The sequence below is a fragment of the Halodesulfurarchaeum sp. HSR-GB genome, assembly GCF_031432215.1.
Classification (GTDB): domain Archaea; phylum Halobacteriota; class Halobacteria; order Halobacteriales; family Halobacteriaceae; genus Halodesulfurarchaeum.
Genome location: NZ_JAVKGN010000001.1, coordinates 1,232,898 through 1,258,503, shown reverse-complemented (window position 1 = coordinate 1,258,503; position 25,606 = coordinate 1,232,898). Strand labels below are relative to the sequence as shown.

29 protein-coding genes and 2 pseudogenes are annotated in these 25,606 nt (G+C 63.2%); 13 read left to right on the top strand and 18 right to left on the bottom strand.

Features of this window, described 5'->3' with window-relative positions; all coding sequences use genetic code 11:
- Positions 1–6 precede the first annotated feature (6 nt).
- Positions 7–873, top strand: a complete 867-nt coding sequence (locus RH831_RS06620; protein WP_310553435.1) for a CheF family chemotaxis protein — start codon at positions 7–9, stop codon at positions 871–873.
- Here RH831_RS06620 and RH831_RS06615 read toward each other — a convergent pair whose 3' ends face one another.
- From RH831_RS06615 to RH831_RS06590, 6 genes are all read right to left on the bottom strand, one after another.
- The gene (locus RH831_RS06615) at positions 874–1,749 is read right to left on the bottom strand and encodes a CheF family chemotaxis protein (RefSeq protein WP_310553434.1); all 876 of its coding nucleotides are present in this window, start codon (positions 1,747–1,749) and stop codon (positions 874–876) included.
- A 118-nt stretch (positions 1,750–1,867) separates the two neighbouring features.
- A complete protein-coding gene (locus RH831_RS06610) occupies positions 1,868–3,100 on the bottom strand; it encodes a HEAT repeat domain-containing protein (RefSeq protein ID WP_310553433.1) in 1,233 nt (410 codons plus the stop codon).
- Positions 3,101–3,165: 65 nt separating this feature from the next.
- Positions 3,166–3,798 carry a hypothetical protein gene (locus RH831_RS06605; protein WP_310553432.1) on the bottom strand — a complete coding sequence of 211 codons (633 nt, stop codon included), beginning with the start codon at positions 3,796–3,798 and terminating at the stop codon, positions 3,166–3,168.
- Between the two features lies 1 nt (position 3,799).
- Positions 3,800–4,348: a hypothetical protein gene (locus tag RH831_RS06600; protein WP_310553431.1), complete on the bottom strand. Its 549-nt coding sequence runs from the start codon at positions 4,346–4,348 to the stop codon at positions 3,800–3,802.
- Between the two features lie 52 nt (positions 4,349–4,400).
- Positions 4,401–5,420: an archaellin/type IV pilin N-terminal domain-containing protein gene (locus RH831_RS06595; protein WP_310553430.1), complete on the bottom strand. Its 1,020-nt coding sequence runs from the start codon at positions 5,418–5,420 to the stop codon at positions 4,401–4,403.
- Between the two features lie 153 nt (positions 5,421–5,573).
- A complete protein-coding gene (locus tag RH831_RS06590) occupies positions 5,574–6,584 on the bottom strand; it encodes an archaellin/type IV pilin N-terminal domain-containing protein (RefSeq protein WP_310553429.1) in 1,011 nt (336 codons plus the stop codon).
- Positions 6,585–6,724: 140 nt separating this feature from the next.
- On the opposite strand from RH831_RS06590, the gene RH831_RS06585 reads away from it, so the two are divergent.
- The 3 genes from RH831_RS06585 to RH831_RS06575 all read left to right on the top strand — a co-directional run bounded on the left by RH831_RS06585 (position 6,725) and on the right by RH831_RS06575 (position 10,226).
- The gene (locus tag RH831_RS06585) at positions 6,725–7,576 is read left to right on the top strand and encodes a hypothetical protein (protein WP_310553428.1); all 852 of its coding nucleotides are present in this window, start codon (positions 6,725–6,727) and stop codon (positions 7,574–7,576) included.
- Between the two features lie 65 nt (positions 7,577–7,641).
- Entirely contained in the window at positions 7,642–8,115 is a 474-nt protein-coding gene (locus RH831_RS06580; protein WP_310553427.1) for a FlaD/FlaE family flagellar protein, read from the top strand.
- Positions 8,116–8,309: 194 nt separating this feature from the next.
- A complete protein-coding gene (locus tag RH831_RS06575; protein WP_310553426.1) occupies positions 8,310–10,226 on the top strand; it encodes a beta-CASP ribonuclease aCPSF1 in 1,917 nt (638 codons plus the stop codon).
- Here the strand turns inward: RH831_RS06575 and nth are convergent.
- From nth to RH831_RS06560, 3 genes are read right to left on the bottom strand one after another with little or no spacing between them, the layout of a single operon-like run.
- Complete coding sequence (gene nth / locus RH831_RS06570) at positions 10,223–11,020, bottom strand: endonuclease III (RefSeq protein ID WP_310553425.1); 798 nt, start codon at positions 11,018–11,020, stop codon at positions 10,223–10,225. The genes RH831_RS06575 and nth overlap by 4 nt on opposite strands.
- A gap of 60 nt (positions 11,021–11,080) precedes the next feature.
- Positions 11,081–11,494: a DUF371 domain-containing protein gene (locus RH831_RS06565; RefSeq protein WP_396275461.1), complete on the bottom strand. Its 414-nt coding sequence runs from the start codon at positions 11,492–11,494 to the stop codon at positions 11,081–11,083.
- A gap of 40 nt (positions 11,495–11,534) precedes the next feature.
- Complete coding sequence (locus RH831_RS06560; protein WP_310553423.1) at positions 11,535–11,720, bottom strand: hypothetical protein; 186 nt, start codon at positions 11,718–11,720, stop codon at positions 11,535–11,537.
- A gap of 243 nt (positions 11,721–11,963) precedes the next feature.
- Here RH831_RS06560 and RH831_RS06555 point away from each other — a divergent pair, with 243 nt between their 5' ends.
- Genes RH831_RS06555 through RH831_RS06545 form a run of 3 tightly spaced genes read left to right on the top strand, consistent with a single transcriptional unit; the run spans position 11,964 to position 14,797 of the window.
- Entirely contained in the window at positions 11,964–12,863 is a 900-nt protein-coding gene (locus RH831_RS06555; protein ID WP_310553422.1) for a phosphoserine phosphatase, read from the top strand.
- Between the two features lie 45 nt (positions 12,864–12,908).
- On the top strand, positions 12,909–14,048 hold the full coding sequence (locus RH831_RS06550) for a DUF373 family protein (RefSeq protein ID WP_310553421.1): 1,140 nt from the start codon (positions 12,909–12,911) through the stop codon (positions 14,046–14,048).
- A gap of 38 nt (positions 14,049–14,086) precedes the next feature.
- Positions 14,087–14,797: a diphthine--ammonia ligase gene (locus RH831_RS06545; protein ID WP_310553420.1), complete on the top strand. Its 711-nt coding sequence runs from the start codon at positions 14,087–14,089 to the stop codon at positions 14,795–14,797.
- Here RH831_RS06545 and RH831_RS06540 read toward each other — a convergent pair whose 3' ends face one another.
- From RH831_RS06540 to RH831_RS06515, 6 genes and pseudogenes are all read right to left on the bottom strand, one after another.
- Positions 14,798–15,766, bottom strand: coding sequence for an NDP-sugar synthase (locus RH831_RS06540; RefSeq protein ID WP_310553419.1), 969 nt, complete (start codon positions 15,764–15,766; stop codon positions 14,798–14,800).
- Between the two features lie 4 nt (positions 15,767–15,770).
- The gene (locus tag RH831_RS06535; protein WP_310553418.1) at positions 15,771–15,971 is read right to left on the bottom strand and encodes a hypothetical protein; all 201 of its coding nucleotides are present in this window, start codon (positions 15,969–15,971) and stop codon (positions 15,771–15,773) included.
- The gene (locus tag RH831_RS06530; protein ID WP_310553417.1) at positions 15,972–16,778 is read right to left on the bottom strand and encodes a shikimate dehydrogenase; all 807 of its coding nucleotides are present in this window, start codon (positions 16,776–16,778) and stop codon (positions 15,972–15,974) included.
- 44 nt (positions 16,779–16,822) lie between these two features.
- A complete protein-coding gene (locus RH831_RS06525) occupies positions 16,823–18,124 on the bottom strand; it encodes a sodium:calcium antiporter (RefSeq protein ID WP_310553416.1) in 1,302 nt (433 codons plus the stop codon).
- 392 nt (positions 18,125–18,516) lie between these two features.
- Positions 18,517–19,848: pseudogene (locus RH831_RS06520) on the bottom strand (RNA-guided endonuclease TnpB family protein).
- Positions 19,845–19,982, bottom strand: coding sequence for a plasmid partition protein ParG (locus RH831_RS06515; RefSeq protein WP_310553415.1), 138 nt, complete (start codon positions 19,980–19,982; stop codon positions 19,845–19,847). The pseudogene RH831_RS06520 and the gene RH831_RS06515 overlap by 4 nt, the downstream one beginning before the upstream one ends.
- Positions 19,983–20,038: 56 nt before the next feature.
- Between RH831_RS06515 and tnpA the strand changes: the two are divergent.
- Positions 20,039–20,441 (top strand): annotated as a pseudogene (gene tnpA, locus RH831_RS06510) (IS200/IS605 family transposase).
- 83 nt (positions 20,442–20,524) lie between these two features.
- Here tnpA and RH831_RS06505 read toward each other — a convergent pair.
- Positions 20,525–20,716 (bottom strand): HVO_2922 family protein, encoded by a 192-nt coding sequence (locus RH831_RS06505; protein WP_310553414.1) that lies wholly within the window; start codon positions 20,714–20,716, stop codon positions 20,525–20,527.
- 80 nt (positions 20,717–20,796) lie between these two features.
- On the opposite strand from RH831_RS06505, the gene RH831_RS06500 reads away from it, so the two are divergent.
- Genes RH831_RS06500 through RH831_RS06485 form a run of 4 tightly spaced genes read left to right on the top strand, consistent with a single transcriptional unit; the run spans position 20,797 to position 23,927 of the window.
- Positions 20,797–22,086 (top strand): D-aminoacyl-tRNA deacylase, encoded by a 1,290-nt coding sequence (locus tag RH831_RS06500; RefSeq protein ID WP_310553413.1) that lies wholly within the window; start codon positions 20,797–20,799, stop codon positions 22,084–22,086.
- A 58-nt stretch (positions 22,087–22,144) separates the two neighbouring features.
- Positions 22,145–23,266, top strand: coding sequence for a cell division protein FtsZ (gene ftsZ / locus RH831_RS06495; RefSeq protein WP_070365255.1), 1,122 nt, complete (start codon positions 22,145–22,147; stop codon positions 23,264–23,266).
- Between the two features lie 50 nt (positions 23,267–23,316).
- Entirely contained in the window at positions 23,317–23,487 is a 171-nt protein-coding gene (locus RH831_RS06490) for a protein translocase SEC61 complex subunit gamma (protein WP_070365256.1), read from the top strand.
- A gap of 2 nt (positions 23,488–23,489) precedes the next feature.
- The gene (locus RH831_RS06485; RefSeq protein WP_070365257.1) at positions 23,490–23,927 is read left to right on the top strand and encodes a transcription elongation factor Spt5; all 438 of its coding nucleotides are present in this window, start codon (positions 23,490–23,492) and stop codon (positions 23,925–23,927) included.
- Between the two features lies 1 nt (position 23,928).
- On the opposite strand, the gene RH831_RS06480 is transcribed toward RH831_RS06485, so the two are convergent.
- Positions 23,929–24,198 (bottom strand): hypothetical protein, encoded by a 270-nt coding sequence (locus RH831_RS06480; protein WP_310553412.1) that lies wholly within the window; start codon positions 24,196–24,198, stop codon positions 23,929–23,931.
- Positions 24,199–24,287: 89 nt separating this feature from the next.
- On the opposite strand from RH831_RS06480, the gene RH831_RS06475 reads away from it, so the two are divergent.
- Entirely contained in the window at positions 24,288–25,043 is a 756-nt protein-coding gene (locus RH831_RS06475) for a PHP-associated domain-containing protein (RefSeq protein ID WP_310553411.1), read from the top strand.
- Here the strand turns inward: RH831_RS06475 and RH831_RS06470 are convergent.
- Positions 25,037–25,534, bottom strand: coding sequence for a CinA family protein (locus RH831_RS06470; RefSeq protein WP_310553410.1), 498 nt, complete (start codon positions 25,532–25,534; stop codon positions 25,037–25,039). The two genes, RH831_RS06475 and RH831_RS06470, sit on opposite strands and share 7 nt — an antisense overlap.
- Positions 25,535–25,606: the final 72 nt, after the last annotated feature.

Here is a 25,606-nt window from a genome sequence, read left to right as displayed (position 1 = left end):
CGACAAATGGGTGATTCCGTCGTCGCGGACTTCGTCACGGACGTGGTTCCCGATACCGGCCGGTACGACGAGCCAGTCCGGGGCCGCGTGGTGATGAACCGCGAGGAAGTGGTCCTCGTCACCCCCGAGGACCGCGTGAACTTCGGTGTCGGGGACGTGTTCGACATCGCCTACGGAAGCGCCCCCTCCGAGCTCCGGGCCTTCTTCGAGGACACCGTGACAGTCGCGTACGAGCGCGCCGGATCCAAACGCGCCGCCCTGATCGAAGGGGCCGACGAGACCGTCGAGCGCTTCACCAACTTGCTCTTCAAGGCCGTGCTGAACGATACCGTGGTCGCGGTCAAACACCCCGCAAAGGTGGGTGGCCGGATCACCGACGTAGCCTACGAGCGAGCCTCGCTCTTCGTCGATTCGGCGACGGTGCGATTCAGAGCTGAAAGCCCCTTCGAGATCGAAGTGTCGACGGTCTCACACTTCGAGCGGATCGAACGGGAGGTGGCCGGTCGGACCCGACCCGTACTCTCGGTTCGGCACGCAGATGGCGGGGAGATCGCGACGAGCGAGATCGCCCTGCAACCCGAGCGGAAGATGAACGTGCTGGGCCGGTTCCTCCGGATCGAGTACACCCAGCTCAAAAAGGATCTCGCGGAGATCGACCTGCGGGACGAGGAGATCGAGATCCTCGTGGGACTCTATTCGGGTGCGAGTGAGGGGAATCTCGCGGGGATGCTCGGCGTGGACGCGAGTCGGGTCTCGACGATGCTCCGCCGGCTGGCCGAGAAGTCCCTGCTCGAAGAGTCCGACTCGGGGTGGGAACTCACCCCGACCGGCAAACTGGCCGTGGGGGAGAACCTCGAGCAGGTCAACCTGTGATCACTCCTCGTTGATGACTTCACTCGCGATGTTCCGCCCGCGAGTCTTCATCGTGACCTCCCGGCGAGTTCGGACCTCCTCCAGGATGTCGAGTTCGATGAGCCGCTCGTAGATCGACTCGACCTCGTCGACGTCCATCCCCAGGAAGTCCGGAATTTCGAAGGCGGAGACACCCGAGTACAGGCCCATCAGGACCCGCTTTTCGGTCTCCGAGAGGTCGACTGCGCCCTGGCTCTGCTCGACGCCGCGCTTGAAAAGTGATTCGAGCACGGCCATGGCGTGGGACTCGCCAGCGAAGTAGGTCTGGACGCTGGTCCCCTCCTGGGCGTGTTCGACCTTGAGGATGGGCCGAGCCGTCCCAGCTACCTGCTGATTGTCCGCCTCCACACTTCCCACGTCGTCCAGATCGATCGGGACAAAGGCGCCGGAGGAGAGTGCGACGTTGAGTTCCCGGTCGTCATCGGAGACTTTCACACGGGCCTGCTCGTAGGTGGTATCCTGGACGACCCCACCTTCGACGGCCGGGTGCTTGACCTGGACTTGCTCCTGGTCCAACATGGCACCGAAAAGCGAGAACTCGAAGGACTCGGTGTTCGAACCCAGGGAAATGAGCACCACACTCTCGTTCGCGAGCTGAATACTAACGTAATCCGAGACCTTGGCGACGGTCTGGTTCACGTCGTACCGACCGCTCAGGCTCGTGATCTTCGACAGCGGGAGGGTCCGCTTCCCGTCGTTGCTGACCAGAATGAGCCGTTTGTTCGAGAGGATGATCCGGCCGGGCGACCAGTCGGCGTCCTTCAGCCGTCGGCCGTCTTTGACCGCCTGGAGGAACTTGCCTTTCGTGTCCTCGATCTTGTATTCGGACTCGCTCATTCCCATCCCCTCCACGGGCGAGAAGCTCCCCGTCGAATCGACCACGACCCGGCCGCCCCCGCCGACATCATGCTACTTTGCCCTTCACGTGGTCGCTATAAAACATTTGTCTGAGCATTCAAAACTCGAAATCCTCGATATCAGGAGCGGACTGTTCGAGTTTCGACAGTGCCGAAAAGGCGTACTGCCGTACCTCCTCGCTCTCGGTCTCGTCGACCAGCCGTTCGAGTTTCTGGCGCGAGCGGTCACCCCCAATTTTCCCGAGCGTGAACGCGGCCTTTCCAACCGCCGCCTCGCTCCCGGTATCCAGCACCTCCAGCAGTTCGGTCTCGACCCGTCGGCCACCGATCTCGGCCAGGCTCGTGGTAGCGAACTGCTGGATTAACTGATCATCGTCGTCCAGGACGGACAGGAGGGCATCGATAGCCACCCCATCGCCTTCCTCGGCCACCCGCCCAAGCATCCACACGGCGTTGCGCCGTTGGTGAAGCTGGGTTCCCTCCTCGATGATCTCGGCGAGGGATTGGACGATGCTCGGATCACCGCTCGCGCTCATTCGATCGACGACGGCCTGTCTGAGTTCGTCGCTCTTCGAGGCGTCGACGTTTGAGAGGATCTCGATCAGTGAGAAGACCGCCGCCCGCCTGACCAGATCGCTCTCGTCGCCGAGCAGATCCACGAGCGTGTCGATCGGCTCCGTGTTGCCAAAGCGCCCGAGCGAGGCAGCCACCGTGCGTCGCATCGCCTCGCTGCCGTCATCGGCCATCGAGAGCAGTCCGTCGAGGGCGGGCCGATTGCCCAGATAGCCCAGCGCGTCAGCAACCGCCCGCCTGACCGGGAGCGGTTCTCCCTGGAGATGTTCGACGAGCGCGCCCGCGGCCCCCGGATCTGCGATCCGACCGAGGGCGCGAGCCACCCGGACCCGCACTCGGGGATCCGGATCGGAGAGGGACTCGACCAGCGGATTGACGGCGTTTTCGTTCTCCAGGCGGCCCAGGACGTTCGCGGCGGCCATCCGGAGTTCCGGCGCGTCCGCCGAGAGATCCTGGACGAAGGTCTCGGCTTTCTTCCAGTCGGCAGCGGCCGCCGGAACGTCCCGACCCAGCGCGGAGAGGAGACCGTCGATCGCATCGAGGGCCGTCAACGCGTCGATCGCCGCCGCTCGGACGGCCTCGTTGTCGTCTGTCTGTACGACCTCGACGAGTGCCTCGATGCCGTCGTCGTCAGTCTCGTCGAGACTGCCCAGGATTTCGGCGGCCCGCTCTCTCACCGTCGGGTTGTCACTCTCGGTAACCACCGCGGTCAGGGTCTCGATGTCCCCGTCACGTTCCAGTCCGAAGAGCGAAGGCACTGTGCAGGAGTACCAGCGGCAGGGGTATATTTGTACTCATCCCGCCCCCCAAATTCGGTGGGTGACTACCTGAGCGAGACGGCAGATTCGGTCCGGATCCGTTCGGGAACCCGGATCTGGATCCGTTCGGTGGCCCCCGATTCCAGCTGGAGCCGAACCCCGAGCCGGTCGTGGACACCAAGCGGTGGCGTCTCGATCACCACCGCGAACTGATCGGTAGTTTCGGTGATGACGGGGGCCGAGCTATCGGAATCCGCGAGCGCTTCGACGGAGAAGGTCTCGCCCACAGTTGCTCCCGCGGCGCTGTATTCGATTTCCTCGACCGTAGCCGGCGTCTCGACGATTGCCGTCGCCCGTCGCAAGTCCACCGAAGCCGGCGCCTGTGAGGCCGAGACGATCACCCGAACGTCGGTCAGCCGACGGGGATCAGCGGTCTGATCCACGCGCCCCGTCACTGCGACGACCGTGAGCGGGGAGTCGACCTCTGCCGTGACGGCCTCGCCCGTGAGATCAGCCCTGGATTGGAGCACGTCAGTAACGTTGAACAGGACGCCAGCCGTCGTCGCGGCGACGATCAGGACGGCCACGAGAATGACGATCGTTCCGGCCCCGATCTGGGCCCGGGTGGGTCCAGAATCGGCCCCCCTGCCCTCCTGGCTTCGCGTGTGGCGGTTCGCGTGCCGCCGCCGTCCCGCCATATCAGGACTGGACCATTCGATAGCCCAACCCGACGAGGGAGAGAATGGCACCGAGGAAGGCGACTAATGCGAGTTCGGTGCGATCGATGGGCCCGCCGAGTTCAGCAGGGTGACTTTCGAGCACCTCGATCGTGTGCACGTCGGAGACGTCGGCGGGCTCGCGGGTCTCGGCGTCGAGAACCGTGAACCGGAGGCCGTGTGTGCCGACCGTGCTGGCGTTGATCGCCCGCGAGACACTGGCCTCCTGGCCGGGATCGATCGAGACCGTCTCGACCTCGTAGGACTCGGTCTCGTTCTCGGGACTGGCGGTGTGGAGCACGACCGTCCCGCTCGTGACGGTCTCGCCCGTGTTTCGCACCGTCACGGTGAACTCGCCCTGTTCACCGAGGACGAGTGACTCCTCACTCAACTCGACAGCCTCGATGCAGAGCGAGCGATCCTCGATCGGGTCACAGTCCGCCTGGGCGTTCGCGCCGGTGGGCAGCAGTGGTCCCGAGGCTGCGAGCCCGAGGAAGATGACGCCGATCAGGAGCACGCGTGTCGTGTTCATTGGTGGTGTGGTGTGGTTCGAAAGCGTTCGAAAGTGAGAGAAGATATGGGCCTTACAGGCTCACGGCTTCCTGGTTCGCCAGGGAGTCAGGGACCCGGATCTCGAGGGACTTCGTCGCGCCTGAGGGGGTCGTAATCGAGACTTCCGAGCTCGTGCCGGCGTCGAGGTAGCCCGGATCGATGTGCATCGTGAACCGGTCACCGGAGGTCAGCACGGGAACGGTGTTGTCGTCGTCCTGAACGGCCGAGAGGGTGAAGGATTCATCCTCGGCGGGGGCGGCCTGATCGTTCAGGTTCTCGTAAATCAGGTCGTGACTGCCGTCGGGGGCGACGAGTGAGATGGTCGTGCCCTTCATGTCGATGTCACTCGCACCGGGTGCCTGGGTCACGATCATTTCGATCTGGCTCACCCGAGGCTCCACATTGTCGTCGCTGGCAGAGACGTCGAAGGATTCGGGAGCATCGCCGGTATCGACCGAGTAGTCAGTATCGTCGTAGGTCACCGTCAGAGAAGCATCGCCATCAGCAGTTAGGTTCCGGCTGGCGTTGAACGTAGCTGTCCGAGGCTCATCCATATCATCGTCTTGCCGGTCCCAGTACTGAAGCGTGTATGTACTGGCTTCGTCGCCGTCGTTGACCTCAACATTGCTCACGGTGACATTGTAGGTTGTGTTATAATCTTTGAGCTCAAGGGTTGTGGGGTCATCGGCATCGGATTCAATGAGGGACGCGGTTCCCGAATCCGACGAGTTGGTCACGTTGACTTGTAGCACCTCACTCTCCCGGATGTCGAAGTTCTGACCACTATCGTTTTCCACGGTCAGTTCCGCGGAGGAGACCAGCCCGGTCGTACTAACGATTTGCAGCTGGTTCGTGACCTGCTGGGTGCTCTCTTCGCCGGTCTGTTCGGCCGAACTCTGCAGGAAGCCAGCCGTGTTGATCAGTACGCCCGCCGCGATGGCCGCGACGAGGACCATCGCGATGAACACGATCAGGGTACCGATACCGACCTGGCCGTGCTCTCCCGATTTCGGGAGCCGTTCCTTGATCGATCCGAGTGTGTCGCGTATCATAGTATCTCGCAAGCACCGCTTGGGTGCCTGCCTACCACCCCGTTCAGCAAATTACTATAAGAAAGTACGGTTGCCATTATCGGTTGCGATAACACAGACTAGCCACGACGTTCGTGGACCGGGAGAGAAGAAAAACGAAGCGGTGTCCGTACGTTAGAGACTGACGGCTTCCTGGTTGGCGAGCGAGTCAGGGACGCGGATCTCCATGGACTTCGTCGCGCCCGAGGGCGTCGTGATGGAGACTTCCGAGCTGGTGCCTGCTGCCAAGGTGCCAGGATCGACGTGGATCGTGAAGCGATCACCGGAGGTCAGGACGGGAACGGTGTTGTCGTCGTCCTGAATCGCCGAGAGGGTGAAGCTGGTGTCCTCGACAGGATCGGTTTCACCTGGAGGCCCTCGGTAGACGAGGTCGTGACTGCCATCAGGGGCGACCATGCTGATCGTGGTGCCCTTCATGTCGATGTCGTTCGCACCGGGTGCCTGGGTCACGATCATCTCGATGTCCGAGACCAGCGGCGTGACCCCTTCGTCGGAGCCCGAGACTGTCGCGTTGGTGTTGTTGATCTCGACGGTCGTGCCATCAAGGGTCAGTTCGGCGAAGGCCCCAGGTTCGTTACCTTCGTAAGTCAGATTCTTGCTGGCGTTGAACGTCGCTTCCCGCGGCTGGTCGAACTCATCGGGGTTCCAGTACTGGAGCGTGTAGGTGTCAGCCCCGTCGTCGTTCAGCGTGACGTCCGAAACTTTCACCGTGTGGGTGTCGTTCAGATCGCCGAGCTGGAGGGTCGCATCACCGCCCTCCTCAGTCAAGTTTGCTGGATCATCCAGCGAGTTGTTGTTATCGTGTACCGTGGCTTCGAAGGTCAGGTCCTCGTGGACGCTGAATGCGTCCTCCGAACTCTCGTTCTCGATCGTCAACTCCGTCGCCGCGACCTCCCCAGTCGTACTCACGATCTGGAGCTGGTTCGTGACCTGTTCGGTGCTCTCCTCGCCTGTCTGTTCGGCCGAACTCTGCAGGAAGCCGGCCGTGTTGATCAACACGCCTGCCGCGATGGCCGCGACCAGCACCATCGCGATGAACACGATCAGGGTACCGATACCAACCTGACCGTGTTCCCCCGAGTCGGGGAAACGTTCCTTGATCGATCCGAGTGTGTTGCGTATCATGGGTCCTCACAAGCACCGGGCTGGTGCCTGCCTATCCAGTCCGTTCAAAATCGTAGTATAAGTAATTAGGGCGGCAGTTATCGGCTCCGATAATACTTTCCGGCCACAAGCGAATTAGTCGATCAAAGCGGAGAGACAGTATGGGCACGATCGACCGGCACGTCGACTTCACGATCCTCGGACTCGACGTGGCGGGATTGCTGGTCATTCCATTGACGCTCAGTCTCATTCATTTTGCCGGCTCTGAAGCCCTCCTTGCGAGTCTGACCCACTCCGCCGACGCCACCACACTCCAGGGCCTGTTCGGTCACTGGGCAGTCCACCACTCGACAGCGCACCTGGTCGAAAACCTGGTGGGCTACGGGCTCGTGGCGGGTGTCGCCTACGGAATCGCCTGGCTCATCCGGGAGCGGTGGTGGTTCCGGCTCTCCGGGGTCGCAATTTTACTGGTCGTGCCGCCGGGCTCTGCACTCGTCAGCGACCTGGCCTTTGGCTGGCTCAGCCCCAGTCTCAGCTATGCCGCTCGCGGTGTGTCCGCTGTCGTCGCAGCCATGCTGGGACTGCTCTACGTGCTCTTTCTGGGTTTTCTCCATCGGGAATTCGACCGCCGTGTCGCGATCAGTGTCGGCGGCAACGTCCTGATCGGCACGCTGGTGGGGCTGCTCTGGGTGGTCGGCGACCCGCCCTGGACGACCGTTATCGGGATCCTTGGCGCCGGCGTCGCGGTCCTGCTTTTCGACGTGGGCAGTCGAATCCGAAGCGAGCAGGATAGACAGCGTCCAGTGGACCGATGGCCCCGGGCTGGAACGACCGCACTCCTCACGACGGTGGTCGGTACTGTCCTGCTCACGAGCGCTATCGCGCTCGTCCCGGCGGATCCGTTTGCCGGCCCCGCGATCAGCAACGTCTACGCACACGTGACCGGGTTCGGGCTTGGAGGGACGATCGGCGGCTGGGGGCATCGATACTGGACTGCCCGTTCTTGGTTTTGAAAATCGGGCCAGTAGTTTAATGACTAAACTCCGAGAATGGCCGAGCAACGACGTTGCTGCCCACCATGACACAACCGCCACCACGATCTGATCTGACGGACCGGAACACCGCGGAATCGGCACGCAGTGTCCGCGAGGAAGACATCGAAGCGCTCCGCGAGGACCTCGCTGCGGCGAACACAGGGGCGGGCGAGTTCCCAGAGTCGCGACTCAAGGAACTCATCCTCCTCGAGGGCGGGGCTGACCCGACAGATCTGGAACGGCCGTATCTCGAACGGGTCCCCGACCAGTACGCCGGCAGGCTCACGGTCTTCGAGTGGTTGCAGTTCACCCTCGAGCAGGCCGGGTCCAGACAGACTCTCCAGGCCCTGGAGTACTACGCCGACATCGGCTGGCTCGGGGAGGGGGCCGCCTCCGACCTCCGGGACTACGTCAGAGTGTTCGAAGACGGTGGTACAGACGGCGCCGGGCAACCCCTCCAGACGGCCGATCACCTCGTGAGTCTGGTGTACATTGCCCGGTTGGCGTCGATGACCTGAGCAGGCGAAACTGGTGCGAAGGTTTTTATATCGGGCACCGTGAATACGTCGTTAAAGCGGGTTCTCACGGTCGATTCCCGCACCCCACGTTGGGCAGTCGTATCCATTACCGAGTGTAACATGACCGGGCCATTCGGCCCGGCGAAGAAAGATCCTGATGCAATGACCGACCACCGAACCCGTACTATTCGACTATGAGTGCTGTAGACCGGCAACTAGAGGAACTTCACGAGACGATCACCGAGGCGGTACCGGCCGACATCTCCGTCACCGAGGTGAAATACGAGGGCCCAGAGCTGGTCGTGTACACACGGGACCCGAAGCGATTTGCCCGCAACGGCGACCTGATCCGGGATCTCGCGAGTCAACTCCGCAAACGAATTACGGTCCGTCCCGACCCCGCGGTACTCTCCCGGCCCGACAAGGCCCGCGAGGACGTCATGCGGGTCATCCCGGACGAGGCCGGCGTGACCGATCTGGACTTCCACGAGGACACCGGGGAGGTCGTCATCGAGGCCGAAAAACCGGGCCTGGTGATCGGCCGACACGGGAGTACGCTCCGGGAGATCGCCCAGGAGGCCGGCTGGACGCCCGAAGTCGTCCGGACACCCCCGATCGAGTCCTCGACGGTCTCGAACGTGCGGAACTTCCTGAAACAACAACGGGAGGAGCGCCGAGACATTCTGGAACGGGTCGGCCGCCAGATCCACCGCGAGAAGATGGCCGACGAGGAGTGGGTCCGGATCACGACCCTGGGCTGCTCGCGGGAGGTCGGTCGAGCCGCGTTCATCCTCTCGACCCCCGAAACCCGGATCCTCATCGACGCGGGTGACAAACCCGGTTCGGACGACGTGCCGTACCTCCAGGTGCCAGAGGCGCTTGGAGCCGGCGCAACGAACATCGACGCCGTCGTTCTGACTCACGCCCACCTCGACCACTCGGCACTCGTCCCACTGCTCTTCAAGTACGGGTATGACGGCCCGATCTACACGACGGAGCCGACGCGGGACCTGATGGGGCTGCTCACGCTTGACTACCTCGACGTCGCGGCCAAGGAGGGCCGCACGCCGCCCTACGACTCCGAGATGGTCCGGGAGGCGATCAATCACACCATCCCGCTGGAGTACGGCGACGTGACCGACATCGCGCCGGACATCAAACTCACGCTCCACAACGCCGGCCACATCCTGGGCTCGGCGGTGAGTCACTTCCACATCGGCGACGGCCTTTACAACGTCGCGTTCTCGGGTGACATCCACTACGAGGACACGCGCCTGTTCAACGGGGCGGTCAATGACTTCCCCCGCGTGGAGACCCTGGTGCTCGAATCGACCTACGGCGGTCGAAACGACTACCAGACCGACCAGGCTGACGCCGAAGAGCACCTCAAAGAAGTCATCAACGAGACCGTCGAGCAGGACGGCAAGGTCCTGATCCCCGCCTTCGCGGTCGGCCGATCCCAGGAGATCATGCTCGTCCTCGAAGAGGCGATGCGAAAGGGCGAGATTCCCGAGATTCCCATCCACCTCGACGGGATGATCTGGGAGGCAACCGCGATTCACACCACCTATCCGGAGTACCTGCGTGACGATCTGCGAGACCGGATCTTCCACGACGACGAGAACCCATTCCTGGCCGAGCAGTTCAACCAGGTCGACGGCGGAGAGGACGAGCGACGCGAGATTACCGACGGCGACCCGGCGATCATCCTCTCGACCTCGGGAATGGTCACCGGTGGCCCGATCATGTCCTGGCTCGAACACCTCGGGCCCGACCCCAAATCGACGATGGTCTTCGTCGGCTACCAGGCACAGGGGACCCTCGGCCGACGGATCCAGAGTGGCTGGGACGAGATTCCCATCTCCTCGGGCGGCGGTCGCAGCGATCGGCTCAGCCTGGAGGTCGACGTGGAGACCGTCGACGGGTTCTCGGGCCACGCCGACCGGCAAGGCCTGGAGGACTTCGTGAAGACGATGAACCCCCGTCCGGAGAAGATTCTCTGTGTCCACGGCGACGAACGCTCCACCCAGGAGCTCTCATCGGCGCTCTATCACAAGTACGACATCCGCACGTTCGCACCGAAGAACCTCGAAACCTTCCGGTTCGTCTAGACTGTTTCAGCGGGATCGGTGACGGTCCCGGCGTCGAGATTTACTCCGACTCGATCACAGAGATCGAAGAGCGGGCAGGCGTCAGGGTCCGCTAGACAGACAGGGTCCCGGGCCGTGCAGTACTCCCGCCCGAACTGGATGCTCGTCGTATGGCCGTAGCCACATTTCCGTGGCGGCACCTCCCGCTCCAGTACCGCACGAACCGCCTCGTGATCGGCGTCCGGTGGGGCAATTCCGAGACGGCGGTAGATACGGTGGACGTGTGTATCGACCGGAAAGACACCGTCTCGTCCGCCCGCAAAGAGCAGGACGCAGTCCGCGGTCTTCGGCCCGACACCCTTCAGCGTGAGCAACGTGTCTCGGACCTCGACAGCATCCTCCTCGCGCACGTACCGGTCGAACGCGTCGGCGCTCCCGTAGTCCTCGAGGACGTGTTCGGCGGTGCGCTGGATGACAGCCGACTTCTGGTTGTACAGCCCCGCGGACTTGATCGCGGACACGATCGCCTCGCGATCCGCCTCGGCAAGCGCCCTGGCGAGGTCCCCTTCACCATCGAATCGATCCATTAACGCGTCGTGGGCCGGCTGGCTCGCCTGGTCGCTCGTGTTCTGTGAGAGGATCGTCCGGACGAGCGATTCGAAGGCCGCCTGATCGCCGTAGGTACTTCGCCAGAAAAGCTCCCCCAGACGATCCACGACCGCCTCGGCCCGGGTTTGGGGGTCCTGCCCCCCGGGACGCTCCTCGGCAGGCGTCCCGGCGGCGATGTTGTGTGCAGGTTCGGATCGCTCGGTCATGGGTGACTGTCGGGAAGCGGGCCGTTCAACAGTTTTGGTCGGCCCCGAAACACGCCGGCTTCACTCGACCCGCAGTACGACGGTAAGGTCGGCCCCGTTCGCGAGCGCGGCGACGAACTCCCGATCCAGGTCCGCCGCGGCGGCGTCGGCTTCGACCATGATCGTCCGGTCGTCGACGTATTCACTTGTGCGACCGACCATGCTCCGCTCGTTCTCGAAGGTGAGCCGCGGATCCCCACGACCCGTGATGGAGACCGCACGACCGTCCGCGCGGAAGGTTGCAGTGATCGTCGCCGAGGCATCACTCGCCGCCGCGACGAATTCGGCGTCGAAATCCGCCGGTGCACGGTCGGCTTCGATCCCCAGAATACAGTCGCCGGCTTTCGTGAGGTAGTCGTCGGTAGTCACCTCGAACGTGCTCGCGTGTTCGGCCAGGACGAACTCGTGTCCCGACGCCGAAATTCGTTCCTCGATCGGCATAGCCGCCTTACACGGGAGTCACCCTTGAGTGATGCTACTCGCGACGGGACAGTGTCCCGCGAGCGGGCTCGGGGTCGGCCGAGACCGTGATCGTGATCGCCTCACACTCACACTCGTAGGCGTGTCGCAGGCCATCGGGCGTCCGCATCGAGAGCTTCCGGTCGCTCGAATCGAGGGGTGCCCCACAGCGGGTACAGGTCAGCGCAAGGTCCGCGAGCATAGTTGGACCCAGCACTGCAGCCCTCTTGATGGCGACCCTGGCGCGGGGTGAAAGTGAAAGTGATGCCGCGATTCAACAGCGAAACACTTAATCAGGGTCCCGGGATACACGTAGATACCAGAAGATCACGAGTGTTCGCGCACAGCCCGACAAACGATCGAAGGTTCTCACACGTTGGCTTCGGATCGATGAGGAGCCGTTGCCCTGCGAACGTCGTGACAGTATGGAATAGAGGGTAAAACAATGGCAGAACAAGTTGAAATCACGGTATCGAGTGCGGACGAACTTATCACAGACGAAGAGCTACAGGAGAAATCCAAGGGCCAGCTGATCAAGAAGGCCGGCCAGTTCCGGGACCGACGCAACGAGCTCAACCAGCTCGCCAGCTCCCGGGCCTCCAAGCGGGACGATCTCAACGCGAAGACTCGCGAAAAGGTCGACAGCGCCCAGGAACACCGGGAAATCCGGGACACGCTCAACGACCGGGTCCAGGCTCACAAGTCGGTCCGGAACGAGCTGAACGCGAAGGCAAACGAGCTCTTCGAGAAGGTCGAGGACATGAAGGCCGACCTCGAACTGGACGAGGGCAAGGACCTCGAAGAGCTGAAATCCGAGATCGAGGACCTGGAGTTCAAACAGCAGACCGAGGTCCTCTCGACCGAGGACGAGCGGGAACTCATCGAGGAGATCGAGGAGAAACGCGAGGAGTACCAGAGCCGCAAGGAGAAACTCGACCAGAACGACGACCTCGAGGAGTTCGTCGACCGCGCGGAGGAGGTCCGGGCGGAAGCCTCCAAGCACCACGAGAAGGTCACCGAACTGGCCGACCGGGCCCAGAAACATCACAACCAGATGATCGAGGCCTACCGGGAGGCCGACGACGTTCGTGACCGGGCCGACGAGACACACGAAGAGTTCGTCAAGGCACAGGAAGCGGCCGACGCACACCACCAGGCCTTCGTCGAGGTCCAGAAGCGCCTGCGCGAACTGGACAAAAAGGAGGAAGAGCAGCGCAAGGACCAGCGCGAGGAGAAGCGCCAGGAAGCTCGCGAGGAAGCCGAGGAGATCTACGAGCGGTTCAAGGAGGGCGAAACCCTCGACACCGAGGACCTGCGCAAGCTCCAGAAGAGCGGCCACCTGTAGGCGACACCGGAGGTTTTTATTCCGTCGGGGCGAGTTGACAGCCGGATGCAGACCCTGGTCGTGGCGATCGATCGCACCGGAGACGTCCCGGGCAAGACCGGCGTTTCCCTGCCCGTTAGCGGTGTGGAGACCGTCTCCGATCTGATCGTCGAATTCGGGATGGAAGACCCGGAGGACTCGACGGTCAACACGTTACTCGAGGCACTCGCCGTCGGCCGGGACATCGAGGAAACGGGGGAGTCAGCCGTCGTCGGGATCGTCTCGGGCAACGCCGAGAACGTCGTGTCCGCCGACCAGGCCATCGCAAAACAGATCGACGAGTTGATCGAGATCCACGATCCGGACTCGGCAGTGGTCGTCATCGACAGCACCGAGGACGAGCGACTCTTGCCGATCATCGAGAGCCGGATTCGGATCGATTCGGTCGATCGCGTGGTCGTCCGCCAGGCCAGGGACCTCGAATCGACCTACTACCTGCTCAAGCAGTTCCTCGCGGACGAGGAGCTCCGGGGCACGGTGCTGATCCCGATCGGGATCGTCATGCTGGTGTTCCCGGCGATTCTCATGTTGAGCGACGTGGCCGTCGCCATCGGGTCGATCACGGCGGTCATCGGCACCTTCCTCCTCTATCGCGGGTTCGGGGTGGACGAGCGGCTCGCGACCCTCTCCACGCAGGCCCGCGATGCGCTTTACTCCGGGCGGATCTCGATCGTGACCTCCGTAATCGCCGCCGGCCTCGCGCTCGTCGGAATCTTCGTGGGGGTTCTTGGCGCCTCGGAACTGCCGATCGAAGGGTTAGAGTTCGTGACCGTGATGGCCTTCGCGTACTACAGCGTGCCCTGGATCGCCCTGGGCGCGATTGCAGCCTCGATCGGGCGGCTCGTGGACGAGGTCCTCCGGGACGAAACGATTCGCACCGCCTCCCTGAACCTGCCCTTCGGGGCGCTGGCCATGGGACTGGTCGTCCGTGGATTCGCCGCGTACTTTCTGGAACGGGCGGCCATCATCGATGGGATCGTCCTCGAACCGACCCGGATCGGCGCGATCACCATCCGCGGACTCACGCTCTCGCCGGAACACCGGCTGGCCGGCTTCGTCCTCCTGGGGATATTCGTGAGCCTGCTCGGGATCGGACTCACCTCGCGGTTGACCCACGATGGCGACCGGGACCCCGAAGCGGCCTGAGTCGGACTGGTTTTCCCGCTCGGGCACGAATTTGAGGCATGGAAGACGGGCAGTGGGTCAGTCTCTTCTCCGGGGGCAAGGACTCGGTCGCAGCCTTCGTCATGGCCCGGGAGGCCGGGTTGGCCGTGGATCGGCTGGTGACCGTCCACCCGGAGGGTGACTCCTATCTCTATCACGTGCCGGCAACCCGCCTGGCCGAGTTGGCTGCAACGAGCATCGGCGTCGAGTTGACGGCGGTCCCCGGCGGCACGAGTACGGGCCACGATTCGAGCGAGCGCGGGGACGAAGAGCTCGAACCGCTCGAAGAAACCCTCGAAGCCCTCGACGAGGAGGTCGCTGGTGGCCTGGCCGGTGTAACCGTCGGAGCCATCGAGAGCGAGTTCCAGGCCACCCGAATCGCGGATATGTGCCGCCGACTGGGCATCGACATGTACGCTCCGCTCTGGCGACGGGATCCCGTCGAACTCGGCGAGTGGTTCCTCGACCGGGGCTTTACGATCAAGATCGTGGCCGTGGCCGCGGCGGGACTCGACGAATCCTGGCTCGGGCGAACCCTCGACCGCGAAGCGTTCGCGGAGTTACAGGCCCTCAACGAGCAGTACGGGGTCCATGTTTTGGGCGAGGGCGGCGAGTTCGAGACGCTCGTCACAGAGGGTCCGCACATGAACCAGCCGATCGAAATCGAGTACACGACACATTGGGATGGCACCCGTGGCCACGTCGAAATCGAGTCCGCCCGGCTCGGCTGATCAGTTCGACGCGGAGAGGTCGGTGTGAGCACCGACGAGTGCCCCCGAGAAATCGATGTTCTCGATGCAGGTCTCCTCGTCGATGATCGAGTCCCGCACCTCGCAGTTACGGATCGTCGTGTTCGGAAAGATAACGGCGTTGTGAACCTGTGAGTCCTCGATACGGGCCCCGCCCATGACGTGAACGTTCTCCCCGAGGGTGGAGTCGACGAGCGTGGCATCCTCGGCCACGACCGTCTCCCCGTCGAGGGCCCAGCGGACGGCGTCCAGGTAGCTCTCCGGAGTTCCGATATCGAACCACGCGCCGTCGAAGGTAAAGGCATGGACCGGCCCCCGCTCCTGAAGCCACTGGATGAACCACCCCGGCTCGTCGGGGTTGTTGTCACCTGCCAGGTAGGTCTCCAGTTGCGAGAGTGACTCGGCGGGGAAGGCATAGGTGGCGATCGAGACGAGCGTGCTCTGCGGGTCGGCCGGCTTCTCCTGGAAGTTCGTGACGGCGGTGCCGTCCAGTTCGACCAGCCCGTAGGACTTGGCGCGTTCCCGACTGCCGACGTCGTAGGCGGCGATGGTCGGGGTGCCCCTGGATTCGAAGAAGTCCACGAACTCGCTCACGTCGAAGCTGATGAGGTTGTCCCCCGCCAGTACGATCAGATCGTCCGTCACGCCCTCGCGGTCGACCAGTTGAGCGAGGGCCCCGATCACGCCAAATTTCTCCGATTCGGCGGTCGTCTCCTCGATAGAGAGCTGTGGTTTCTCGTAGTCAGTGCTCTTGAGGTGTTCGCGAAAGTCGGGTGCAAAGCGCTCGTTCGTGCTCACATAGACCGTCTCGATGCGCTCGTCGGCCTCCAGTTCGGCGAAAATTCGGTCAATGACCGTTTCGGATCCGATCGGGAGAAACATCTTTGGCCGATGTTTCGTGATCGGCCACAGCCGGGTCGCATATCCCCCCGCAAGTACGACAGCATCCATAACCCTACCCTCCGCGCGCGGTCCTAAGTCCTTTTTCATCCACGGAGCCGGGGAGCTTTGACTCGGTTTCCTCCTCCTGAAGTTCCGAGAGCGGTGCTTTGACTGCCCGTTCGGTGGCCGTCGCTGGGGCCATCACGTCCCGGTCCGGGCTGTCACCGGTCGTAAAGAGCGAGCGAAGCCACTCGACCAGCGAAACGCGCCACATTCACGCCGCCCCCAGTTCCGCTCGCAACGCCCGATTCATCGCCTCGACTGGCGCATTTTGTCCCGTCCACCGCTCGAAGGCGGCGACCCCCTGGTAGAGCAGCATCCAGGCCCCGTCGATCGTCTGGGCGCCGGCCGCCGCGGCGTCCCTGAGAAATCGTGTTTCCAGCGGGGTGTAGACGGCGTCCATGACGGCCATCTCCGGGCGGAAAATCGACGCGGGCACGGGCGAGCGATCCGACTCCATGCCCACGCTGGTCGCGTTGATGAGGAGATCAGTGCCTGGTGCAATCTCGGGAACGGCATCGAGTGGGTGGCCCGTCGCGTCCAGGTCCGCCGCGAGCGATTCGGCTCGCGAGGCGGTCCGGTTCGCGACGTGGACGGTCGCCCCGGCCTCAACCAGCATGAACCCGATCGCCCGGGCGGCCCCACCAGCCCCGATCAGCAGGGCCGTTCGCTCGCCCGGGTCGACATCGTGGTGCGTGAGCGCTCGCCTGGCTCCGGCGGCGTCGGTATTGTGCCCGGTCGGCGTTTCGCCCGAGAAGTCGATCGTGTTGACCGCGCCGATCTTGGCGGCGGTCTCGTCCGGTTCGACCAGTTCGAGAACGGCCTCTTTGAACGGAATCGTCACGTTCAGGCCGTCGATCCCCAGGGCGGCTGCCCCCTCGATCGCCGCTCCGAGGCGGTTCGGGTCGGTCTCCAGGGTCACGTAGCGTGCGTCAAGCCCACGGGCCTCGTATGCCGCCTCGTGGAGCGCGGGCGAGACGGAGTGCCCGACGGGGTTTCCGACGAGTCCGTAAACCTCCATACCCGCGGTCAGGCCCGTGCCAGGTTAAGCGTTGTCGCCCACGATCACCGAGACGGCAAGGCCGCCCCGATCGTCCGGCTCGCCCGACCCAGAAGGGTCGTGAACGCGCCCCACCGAGTGATAAAGAGGAACGCCCCGAGGACGAGATAGATGCCAGTGTAGACCAGCAGTAGTTCGTGGCTGGTCAGGGGCAGTGCCACGGCATCCCGAATGATCAGGAATTCGAGGCCCACCTGGGAGACGAAAAGCCCCAGCAGCATGAGGGCCTCGCGGACCGAGATCTCGAAGTTCGTGAGGATTCCGAGGGCGAAAAAGGACTGGGCGGCGGTCAGCCAGATTTCGGCCGCCTGCTTCGCGTCGAAGGGGAGCACGCCGTAAGAGCCGTAGGCGATCGAGTAGACGACGACCAGGGTCCCGATCAAAAGTGTCCACTGATTGAGCTTCGAGGAGATCAACGCGTTGAACCCGGCCGTGGATCGGGCCTTGTTCACGAGGTAGACCACGACGATGAGTTCCGGTGACTCGGAGGCCAGCGGCGCGATCCACTGGATCATGAAGAAGGGAGGCACGCCGATGTTCGTCCCGATCGTTTCGAGGCCGTGAGCGAAGGGCTCGACGGCGGTGAAGATGATCAGTCCCGAGTAGGCAAACAGCGCCAGAACCGTCGAGACCCGTCGCCACTTCGGCTGGGCCTGGAGGGCCGCCGGCACCCCGACGTGTTCCTCCTCTGGCTCGATATCACCCCGGAGAATGACCAGAATGTAGGTCACGTAGATGCCAACCAGGATCGCCATGTCCAGGGCGTCGATCCCGCCAAAGAGCGGGACGAAAAACGCCCAGAGCGTCGCAGCCAGCAGAAAGGTGATGTCGAGCGCGAGATCCTTGTGGACGGTCACGGCGTCAGCGAGCAAGCCGTCCCGATGCTCGACGGCGGGATCGAGGTCCGCCCCACTGCGATAGACGGTGAACAGGGCGATTCCCGCCCACCCGATCCCGATGAGAATCCGGTTGGCCCCGGTCATGTTCGCAACCGCGAGGTTTCCGGCCTCGATCCCCCTGGGCGTCCCGGCGAAGGCGCCCGCGTTCCAGGCGTAGAGGGCGTCGACTGAGTACTCGGGCGCGACGGCCAGCACCGCGAGCACCGCGATCGCGAATGGCCGGGGCACGTCACGCTCGGCCGTCTCGGCCGCCCAGGCGAGGAGGAACGCCGCTCCCAGCACCGAGATGCCGCTGACGAACACGGTCAGGTTCGTCGACAGCCCCTCGACCGAGAACAGCCAGACGACGAGCCAGGGGACGGTCAACCCGATCGCACCGAGCAACGCACCGACTGTTTGCCGATTCATGGCGCCGCCCCTCCCGGTCCCGACACGGCCGTCGAATCCCCGTCCGATCCACGAGTGCACCAGGACATCGCTACTGTTTGCAGGTCACTCCGGGGACCCTTAAAAGCCACAAGATCCTTCGAAACTGGCAGTTCCCCAGGGTGGGACCGCTCTTCGCGTCCGGGAAGTGAGACAGACCGACCAGGGGGCAAAACAGCGCCGAGGAGGCCTGAAACGGAGAGAAACACCACTATCGGCGATAGATCGTTCGATGTTCAGCCTGACCAGTCGGTCCTTCGATGTCCAATCAGACCAGTGAACTGCCTCGGGGTCAAGTGGTTCGAGACGCCGGAGGCGTCTCGTCATCACGAGAGAGCTTCGCTCTCTCGAACGACCCCGAGGCTTCCCGTGGATTAGTCGGACACGCCTCGGATACCATTGGGATGGTGCCCTCTCGCGGTATCCGAGGTCACGGTCGGGGCGTCCACGGCCCCCGATGCCTGCCGTCGTCGTCCGAAAATCGAAGATTTTCGGGATCACGAGAGACTTCGTCTCTCGGTCGACACCTTCCGCACTTGGGGAAGGCTGTTGAGAGCAGGCACATTCCAGTCTTGATGCTTCTCGATACCTTTCACAGCGATGTTGACGCTCGCACTTCGGTCGGCGTGGTCCTGATGCTGGCACGACCGGCACTTGAACCGCTTTCTGTGGCGGTTCGCCCGTTCTGTGTGTCCGCACATCGGACACTGCTGACTCGTGTATTCAGGGTCAATCCACGCCGTTGGCACGCCCTCGAAAGCGGCTTTGTACGACGTGTAGTATTGGAGCGCACGGAACGGCAGGTGGTGCAGGCGTCGGTTCATCCGAGTGCCGTAGTCGATACTGTCGCGCATCTCTTTGAGGTCTTCAAAGACGATGCACGGCTTCTCGAACTGGTGGCTCCATTCCACGATGTGACGGCTCACCTTGTGGAGTCGGTCACGGACGAACCGTTCTTCCCGACCTTCGAGCGTATCGTGCATACTCGGTTTCTCGGCGTTCTGCACCCGCTTTCGCATCGTGAAGTAGCGGTGACGCTCGAACTTGATTTCGGGGAAGTCAATGACAAGCGTATCCTCAACGCCTTCTGCTGACAGTGCCGACAGTGCCATGTTGTCTTCGTTCACGTCCACGCCAATGACTGTCCGAGAGTCCTGTTTCTCTCGGACGGTACGCTCGGTGTTCGTGACATTGACGTGCAACTCGGGTGTTCCGTCGTGGAACAGGGCTTCGGCTGTCCCGATGGACCACTCGTCACCAGCGAGTGCCGTCCGCAGAATGTCGAGATGGGTGTCGTCGCCCTCCAGCACGCCTTTGACGTGCTTGTACGGTTTGGCACTGATACGGAACTCGATAGTACCGTCGTCTCGGAGCGTGAGGTTGTAGCCTTCTTTGTAGTTGGCTCGAAGCGGGTACGCGCCGTCTTTGGTGTGGCTCGGCAGGCCGAAGTCCTCGTACTCGTGGTAGTTTTCCATCGCGCCGAGTGCTTTCGCAACGACGCGCTGTGTGGTATTTTTCACGAGGTCGGCGTCGTCGGCCACACGGTCGGGGATTTCATCCCAGTCAACGCCCTGCTTGGCGAGACGGATAGTTTCGTTGTACGCCCACCGGGATTCGAGCGTGGCGTCTTCCAGCAGACTCTCGTTGTCACTATGGATGTTCAGTTGGAAATCCAGCGTCTTCACGAGAGTCTGTACGTCGGTCATTCTTCGGATTCGTTGAGCCAGTCTTGGACGAGTCCACGCACGACTTCGGACTTAGTTTTCTCAGCGTCGATGCATTGCTTCGAGAACTCCTTGTATAGCTCGTCCTCGAAGTCCACGGTGAGTCGTTTAGTCATCTCACACGTATTGCTTATTCACTGAAATGCTTAAATCTTGTCCACTCACTGACTGTATGGGCGAGAAACGGTCAAACCATAGGGTATACAACGTCAACTACCACTTTGTGTGGTGTCCGAAGTATCGACACCCAATACTGTGTGTGTGTGATAGAAGATTCACTGGAATTGAGTTTTCGAGCGGTGTGCGACGAGTACAACTACGAGATTCTGTCGTTGCACATCTCACCCGACCACGTACACCTGTTTCTGTCGGCACATCCCAAACACGCCCCGAGTGAGATTGTACGGACAGTCAAGAGCATTACAGCACGAGAGATGTGGCAACAGCACGAACCTCTATTACAGGAATACCTGTGGGGCGGTGGGTTCTGGGAGGAATCGTACTACGTCGGGACGGCTGGTGATGTTTCGACCAGCACGATTGAACAGTACATCGAGCGAACGGAACACGTTTAGCCGAGCTTACGGCCTTCACCCTCGGGGTCAAGCCCCGAGGCACTCGGCCTGTTCCGCCTGTAGATCGATTGATTCCCGCCCGTTCAGTCCTCGAGTACTTCGACGGCGGCGTCGGCTGCGCCCCGTTTCACGCTCTGGATACCACGTTTCGCGCCCTGTTTCGAGCTGTAGCCCTCGCCGCTGTCCGCGATGATGTTCCCGTTCGCGGCGACGAGTCGCCATCGCCACTCACCGGCCCTGTCCTCGAAGATTTCAAACCGTTGCCCAGTACTCATCGTCTGGATTCACGCTCGCGAGCAACTAAACTTCCACGGGCTTCGACGGCCTTAATCGCCGCTCGATACTACACGAATCCGTGATCGGAATCGTCTGCAGCACCGCGGATCAGGCTTCGGTGACGATCGCCGAGGAGTTGCTGGACCTCGTCGATTGGACCGAGTCCGAACCCGGGGTCTACCATCACGGTGCGTTCGAACTCCGCGAGTTCGATCGGCTCCACCTGGAACTGGACGAGGTGGCGGCGGCCTTCGACGACCCGGAGTATGTCGTCGTGGCCTCGAAACACTCCGGGGACAGCGGCCCGCTTTTGAGTGCACACTTCACGGGGAACTTCGGTGACGCCGAGTACGGCGGCGAGCCGCGCAGTGTCTCCCAGCCCGCGCCTGGCGCGCTCAAACACGTCATTCGCGAACTCGACTATCTCGCACCGGAGCCATACGAAGTCGCGATGGAGTGTACCCACCACGGCCCGACCGAGTACGGCGCGCCCGCGATGTTCGTGGAACTCGGCAGCGGCCCGGAGCAGTGGGACGACTCGGTTGGCGGCCGGGCGGTCGCCCAGGCCATCCTGTCACTGGCAGGGGTTGGCCCCGACGCTGAACGAACGTTCGTCGCCGTCGGCGGGAACCACTACGCTCCCCAGCCAACTCGGCTCCTCCTGGAGACCGACGCCGCGATCGGACACGTGGCCGCGGACTGGAGTCTCGAGGAACTCGGCGACCCCGAAGCCAATCGGGATCTCGTCCAGGCACTTTTCGAGCGTAGCAACACGTCCGCCGCGGTCTTCGACGGGGACTACCCCGAGGTGGCCGCAGTCCTCGAGTCACTGGGCTACGAGATCGTGAGCGAGACGTGGATCAGAGAAACCAGCGGCGTCGATCCGGCCGTCGTCGAGCGGATGGAATCCCAACTGGGGACTGTCGAATCCGGGCTTCGGTTCGGCGAGCGGACGGCGACTGAGGACCTGGACGTGCGCGCACTTCCAGACGAACTGCTCGATGCCGCCGCGGCGATCGACCCGGCGGATACTGTGGCGACCGTCGCGGCACACACGGTCGCCTACCAGAGCGAGGAGAACGGGAACCGGGTCGGCGATCGCGCCGCGCTTCCGGACGAGGCGGCCTACGACGCGCTGATCGATGGCCTCCTCGGGCTGCTCGAACGGGAGTTCGAGACGGTGAAGCGAGTCGACGGGCAAGTGATCGCCGAACGGGAGGGCTTCGATCCGGCGCTGGCAGCCGAGCGCGGAGTGCCCGAAGGGCCGTTGTTCGGCCGGCTCGCGGCGGGCGAGTCGGTCACTGTCGACGGGGAGACCATCGAACCGGAGACAGTCTCCAGTCGGGAAACCCAGCGATTCGACGTCTGACGGCCGCGTGACGATAGGGGAAAGGTAATTAAGGTTCATCCGGTAACCGATAGCCAAGATGGACTCTATCGTCGAGGACGCGATCGACGAGGCCGAAACGGGGAGCGCGGCCTCGGGGGACACTGAACACCCAACGGGGGAGATGACAAACGAGGAACTCGAGGCGGTCCTCGAGGACCTCAAGACCGACATCACCGTCGTGGGCTGTGGCGGGGCCGGAAGCAACACGATCAACCGGATGTTCGAGGAGGGCATTCACGGCGCGTCGCTGGTCGCGGCCAACACCGACGTCCAGCATCTGGTCGACATTCAGGCCGACAAGAAGATCCTGATGGGTCGGGAGAAGACCCAGGGCCGCGGAGCCGGGTCGCTCCCTCAGGTCGGCGAGGAGGCCGCCCTGGAGAGCCAGGACGAGATCCGCGAGACGATCTCCACCTCGGACATGGTCTTTGTCACCGCCGGCCTGGGTGGTGGCACGGGCACCGGCTCCGCGCCGGTCGTCGCGAAGGCCGCGCGTGAGACCGACGCGTTGACCATTGCAGTTGTCACGACCCCCTTCACGGCCGAGGGCGAGGTACGGCGGACGAACGCCGAGGCCGGGCTGGAACGCCTGCGCGACGTGGCTGATACTGTCATCGTCGTTCCGAACGACCGACTGCTGGACTCGGTCGGCCAACTGCCGGTCCGCCAGGCCTTCAAGATCTCCGATGAGATCCTGATGCGCTCGGTCAAGGGAATCACCGAACTGATCACCAAGCCGGGGCTCGTGAACCTGGACTTCGCCGACGTGCGGACGGTCATGGAGAAAGGCGGCGTCGCGATGATCGGCCTGGGCGAAGCGGATTCGGACAGCAAGGCCACGGCGTCGGTGAAGGAGGCCCTGCGGTCGCCGCTTCTGGACGTGGACATCGCCGGTGCGAACTCCGCGCTGGTGAACGTCACTGGCGGCCCAGACATGTCCATCGAGGAGGCAGAGGGCGTCGTCGAGGAGATCTACGACCGGATCGATCCGGACGCCCGGATCATCTGGGGGACCTCGATCGACGAGGACCTCGACGGGCACATGCGGACGATGGTGGTCGTCACCGGCGTCCAGTCCCCGCAGATCTACGGCCGGCAGGAGGAGGCGACCGAGCAGACCCCGGCCCAGGAACTCGAGGACTTCGATTACGTCGAGTAGCGAGAGCGTTTTCCAATAGATAGAAAAGCACCCGCCCCAAACGGAGGCCCATGGACGTACCTTACGAGTTAAACGCCTACACGCGGGTGCTGAAACTGGCCAGCACTCCGGACTGGGAGGAGTTCTCCCGCATCTCGCTCATCGCGGCCGCCGGGATCCTCCTCATCGGCCTCATCGGCTTTCTCATCTTCCTCATCATGGGTGTACTGCCGGGGGCCTGATCATGTCGATATACGCCGTCAAAACCACGGCCAGTCAGGAACAGACCGTGGCGAGCATGATCGCGAACCGCGAGGAGAAGAAAGTCCACGCCGTGCTCGCCCCGGAGTCACTCACCAGCTACGTCATGGTCGAGGCCGAGGACACGGGCGTGCTCGAGCGCGTGCTCGAAGACATCCCCCACGCCCGGAGCATCGTGCCCGGGGAGAGCAGCATCACGGAAGTCGAACACTTCCTCTCGCCAAAGCCCGACGTCGAGGGCATCGCGGAGGGGGACATCGTCGAACTGATCGCCGGCCCGTTCAAGGGCGAGAAGGCCCAGGTCCAGCGGATCGACGAGGGCAAGGACCAGGTGACAGTCGAACTCTACGAGGCGACGGTTCCGATCCCGGTCACGGTCCGTGGGGACCAGATCCGGGTGCTCGACAGCGACGAACGGTAAGTTACTCGGCGGCCGTTAGCTGCTCCCCGACGGAGGCCAAAATCTGTTCTCGCCACCGGATCGCGTCGGAGTCCCCGTCGTAGTGTCTGACATACTCGGCTCGCGTGTGTTCCTCGAAGGCATGCCTGATGGCGAAAAAGCCCGCGGGGACCCGTTCCCCACAGATTTCACAGGTGTGACCCTCGTGATCGTCTCTCTGGTGTGCGAGGAGGGACTCGACGTCCTCGAAGCCCACCATACAGCCCTCGATCGCACAGAGCCAGCGCGACATAGCGGCCCTTGGCGAGGCGATCCCATAAGATTTCCCACGGCGGGATCAGTTTCGCAAGGGAGATTACCGGGCCGTGTATAACCCGAATCGTGTCGGAAACGCGTATCGATCCCCACGTGAAAATCCTCGACGAACAGGTCGTCGAACGGGCGAAATCCCGCGGGCTCGACGTCCTGGTCTACGCACCACACTTCACCAGACTTCCCGCGGCCCGCCGACGGGCCGAGCGCCTGAGCGACGAGGACTTGCTCGTGGTGCCAGCCCGCGAAATTTTCACCGGGCCCTGGCAACACCGCAAACACGTGCTGGCGCTGGGGCTGGACGAACCGGTCCCGGACTTCATTACCCTGGAGGGAGCCATGCGGGAACTCGACCGTCAGGACGCGGTGGTCCTGGCCCCACACCCCGAATTCCTGACCGTGAGTCTCGACCGCGGCGATCTGCGGGCCTACGAATCCCAGATCGACGCCCTGGAGGTGTACAATCCAAAGCACCTCGAACAGCACAACGAACGGGCCGTGGAGATGGCCAAAACTCTGGACATGCCGGAGTTCGGGTCCTCGTATGCCCATCGAAAACAGACGATCGGCGAGGTCTGGACGGCCATCTCGGGGGATATCGATTCGGAGGCGGCCCTGCTCGAAGCGTTTCGGGAGGGGCGTGACCGCCGTGTCGAGCGGCGGAACGGCTCGCGACACGACTGGCGCTGTCGGGCCGAATTCGCCCACCTGGCCTGGGAGAACACCTGGAAGAAGTTCGACCGACTGCTGCTCTCCGGGACCGAGCCGACCCATCCGGACCACGTCGCCTACGACGGCCGGTTCGACGACGTGGCCGTTTACTGATCCCGGACCGCTTCGAGGACGGACTTGAGCGCGTCGCGGGCGGCCTGTGACTTGATCGCGGTCCGCGACCCGTCGTACTCGTGGTGGCTGACCGTCGTCCCGGTGGTTCCAGTGCCCCACTCCCCAGCATACGCAACCCCCACGTACACCGTCCCAACTGGTTTTTCTGCCGTCCCGCCGGTCGGGCCGGCGATGCCAGTGCTCGAAACGGCCCAGGTAGTGCCCGCCGCGTCTCTGGCGGCCTGGGCCATCTCGCGGGCCACCGGTTCGCTCACGGCGCCGTGTTCGTCCAGGGACTCCCGGGTGACCCCCAGGTCGAGTTTGGCCGCGTTCGAGTAGGTGACAAAGCCACGGTCGAAGTAGGCACTCGACCCCGACACGTCGGTCACGAGCGAGCCGATCAGGCCGCCAGTACACGATTCGACGGTCGCGAGCGTCTGGTCCCGGTCGTCGAGGGCCGCTCCCAGACGGGCCTCGATGGGTTCGTCCATGGGGGCTCTCGCTCGGCCGCCGCCAAGAACCTGTGGGCCGCTCGAAGAAAAGATACTCCCGGCTCCGTGCGA

Bases quoted from the DNA above. Each gene is read 5' to 3' on its own strand.
- RH831_RS06620 (WP_310553435.1), top strand. From the start codon at position 7: ATGGGTGATTCCGTCGTCGCGGACTTCGTCACGGACGTGGTTCCCGAT.
- RH831_RS06615 (WP_310553434.1), bottom strand. From the start codon at position 1,749: ATGAGCGAGTCCGAATACAAGATCGAGGACACGAAAGGCAAGTTCCTC.
- RH831_RS06605 (WP_310553432.1), bottom strand. From the start codon at position 3,798: ATGGCGGGACGGCGGCGGCACGCGAACCGCCACACGCGAAGCCAGGAG.
- RH831_RS06600 (WP_310553431.1), bottom strand. From the start codon at position 4,348: ATGAACACGACACGCGTGCTCCTGATCGGCGTCATCTTCCTCGGGCTC.
- RH831_RS06595 (WP_310553430.1), bottom strand. From the start codon at position 5,420: ATGATACGCGACACACTCGGATCGATCAAGGAACGGCTCCCGAAATCG.
- RH831_RS06590 (WP_310553429.1), bottom strand. From the start codon at position 6,584: ATGATACGCAACACACTCGGATCGATCAAGGAACGTTTCCCCGACTCG.
- RH831_RS06585 (WP_310553428.1), top strand. From the start codon at position 6,725: ATGGGCACGATCGACCGGCACGTCGACTTCACGATCCTCGGACTCGAC.
- RH831_RS06580 (WP_310553427.1), top strand. From the start codon at position 7,642: ATGACACAACCGCCACCACGATCTGATCTGACGGACCGGAACACCGCG.
- RH831_RS06575 (WP_310553426.1), top strand. From the start codon at position 8,310: ATGAGTGCTGTAGACCGGCAACTAGAGGAACTTCACGAGACGATCACC.
- nth (WP_310553425.1), bottom strand. From the start codon at position 11,020: ATGACCGAGCGATCCGAACCTGCACACAACATCGCCGCCGGGACGCCT.
- RH831_RS06560 (WP_310553423.1), bottom strand. From the start codon at position 11,720: ATGCTCGCGGACCTTGCGCTGACCTGTACCCGCTGTGGGGCACCCCTC.
- RH831_RS06555 (WP_310553422.1), top strand. From the start codon at position 11,964: ATGGCAGAACAAGTTGAAATCACGGTATCGAGTGCGGACGAACTTATC.
- RH831_RS06550 (WP_310553421.1), top strand. From the start codon at position 12,909: ATGCAGACCCTGGTCGTGGCGATCGATCGCACCGGAGACGTCCCGGGC.
- RH831_RS06545 (WP_310553420.1), top strand. From the start codon at position 14,087: ATGGAAGACGGGCAGTGGGTCAGTCTCTTCTCCGGGGGCAAGGACTCG.
- RH831_RS06540 (WP_310553419.1), bottom strand. From the start codon at position 15,766: ATGGATGCTGTCGTACTTGCGGGGGGATATGCGACCCGGCTGTGGCCG.
- RH831_RS06535 (WP_310553418.1), bottom strand. From the start codon at position 15,971: ATGTGGCGCGTTTCGCTGGTCGAGTGGCTTCGCTCGCTCTTTACGACC.
- RH831_RS06530 (WP_310553417.1), bottom strand. From the start codon at position 16,778: ATGGAGGTTTACGGACTCGTCGGAAACCCCGTCGGGCACTCCGTCTCG.
- RH831_RS06525 (WP_310553416.1), bottom strand. From the start codon at position 18,124: ATGAATCGGCAAACAGTCGGTGCGTTGCTCGGTGCGATCGGGTTGACC.
- RH831_RS06515 (WP_310553415.1), bottom strand. From the start codon at position 19,982: ATGACTAAACGACTCACCGTGGACTTCGAGGACGAGCTATACAAGGAG.
- RH831_RS06505 (WP_310553414.1), bottom strand. From the start codon at position 20,716: ATGAGTACTGGGCAACGGTTTGAAATCTTCGAGGACAGGGCCGGTGAG.
- ftsZ (WP_070365255.1), top strand. From the start codon at position 22,145: ATGGACTCTATCGTCGAGGACGCGATCGACGAGGCCGAAACGGGGAGC.
- RH831_RS06490 (WP_070365256.1), top strand. From the start codon at position 23,317: ATGGACGTACCTTACGAGTTAAACGCCTACACGCGGGTGCTGAAACTG.
- RH831_RS06485 (WP_070365257.1), top strand. From the start codon at position 23,490: ATGTCGATATACGCCGTCAAAACCACGGCCAGTCAGGAACAGACCGTG.
- RH831_RS06480 (WP_310553412.1), bottom strand. From the start codon at position 24,198: ATGTCGCGCTGGCTCTGTGCGATCGAGGGCTGTATGGTGGGCTTCGAG.
- RH831_RS06470 (WP_310553410.1), bottom strand. From the start codon at position 25,534: ATGGACGAACCCATCGAGGCCCGTCTGGGAGCGGCCCTCGACGACCGG.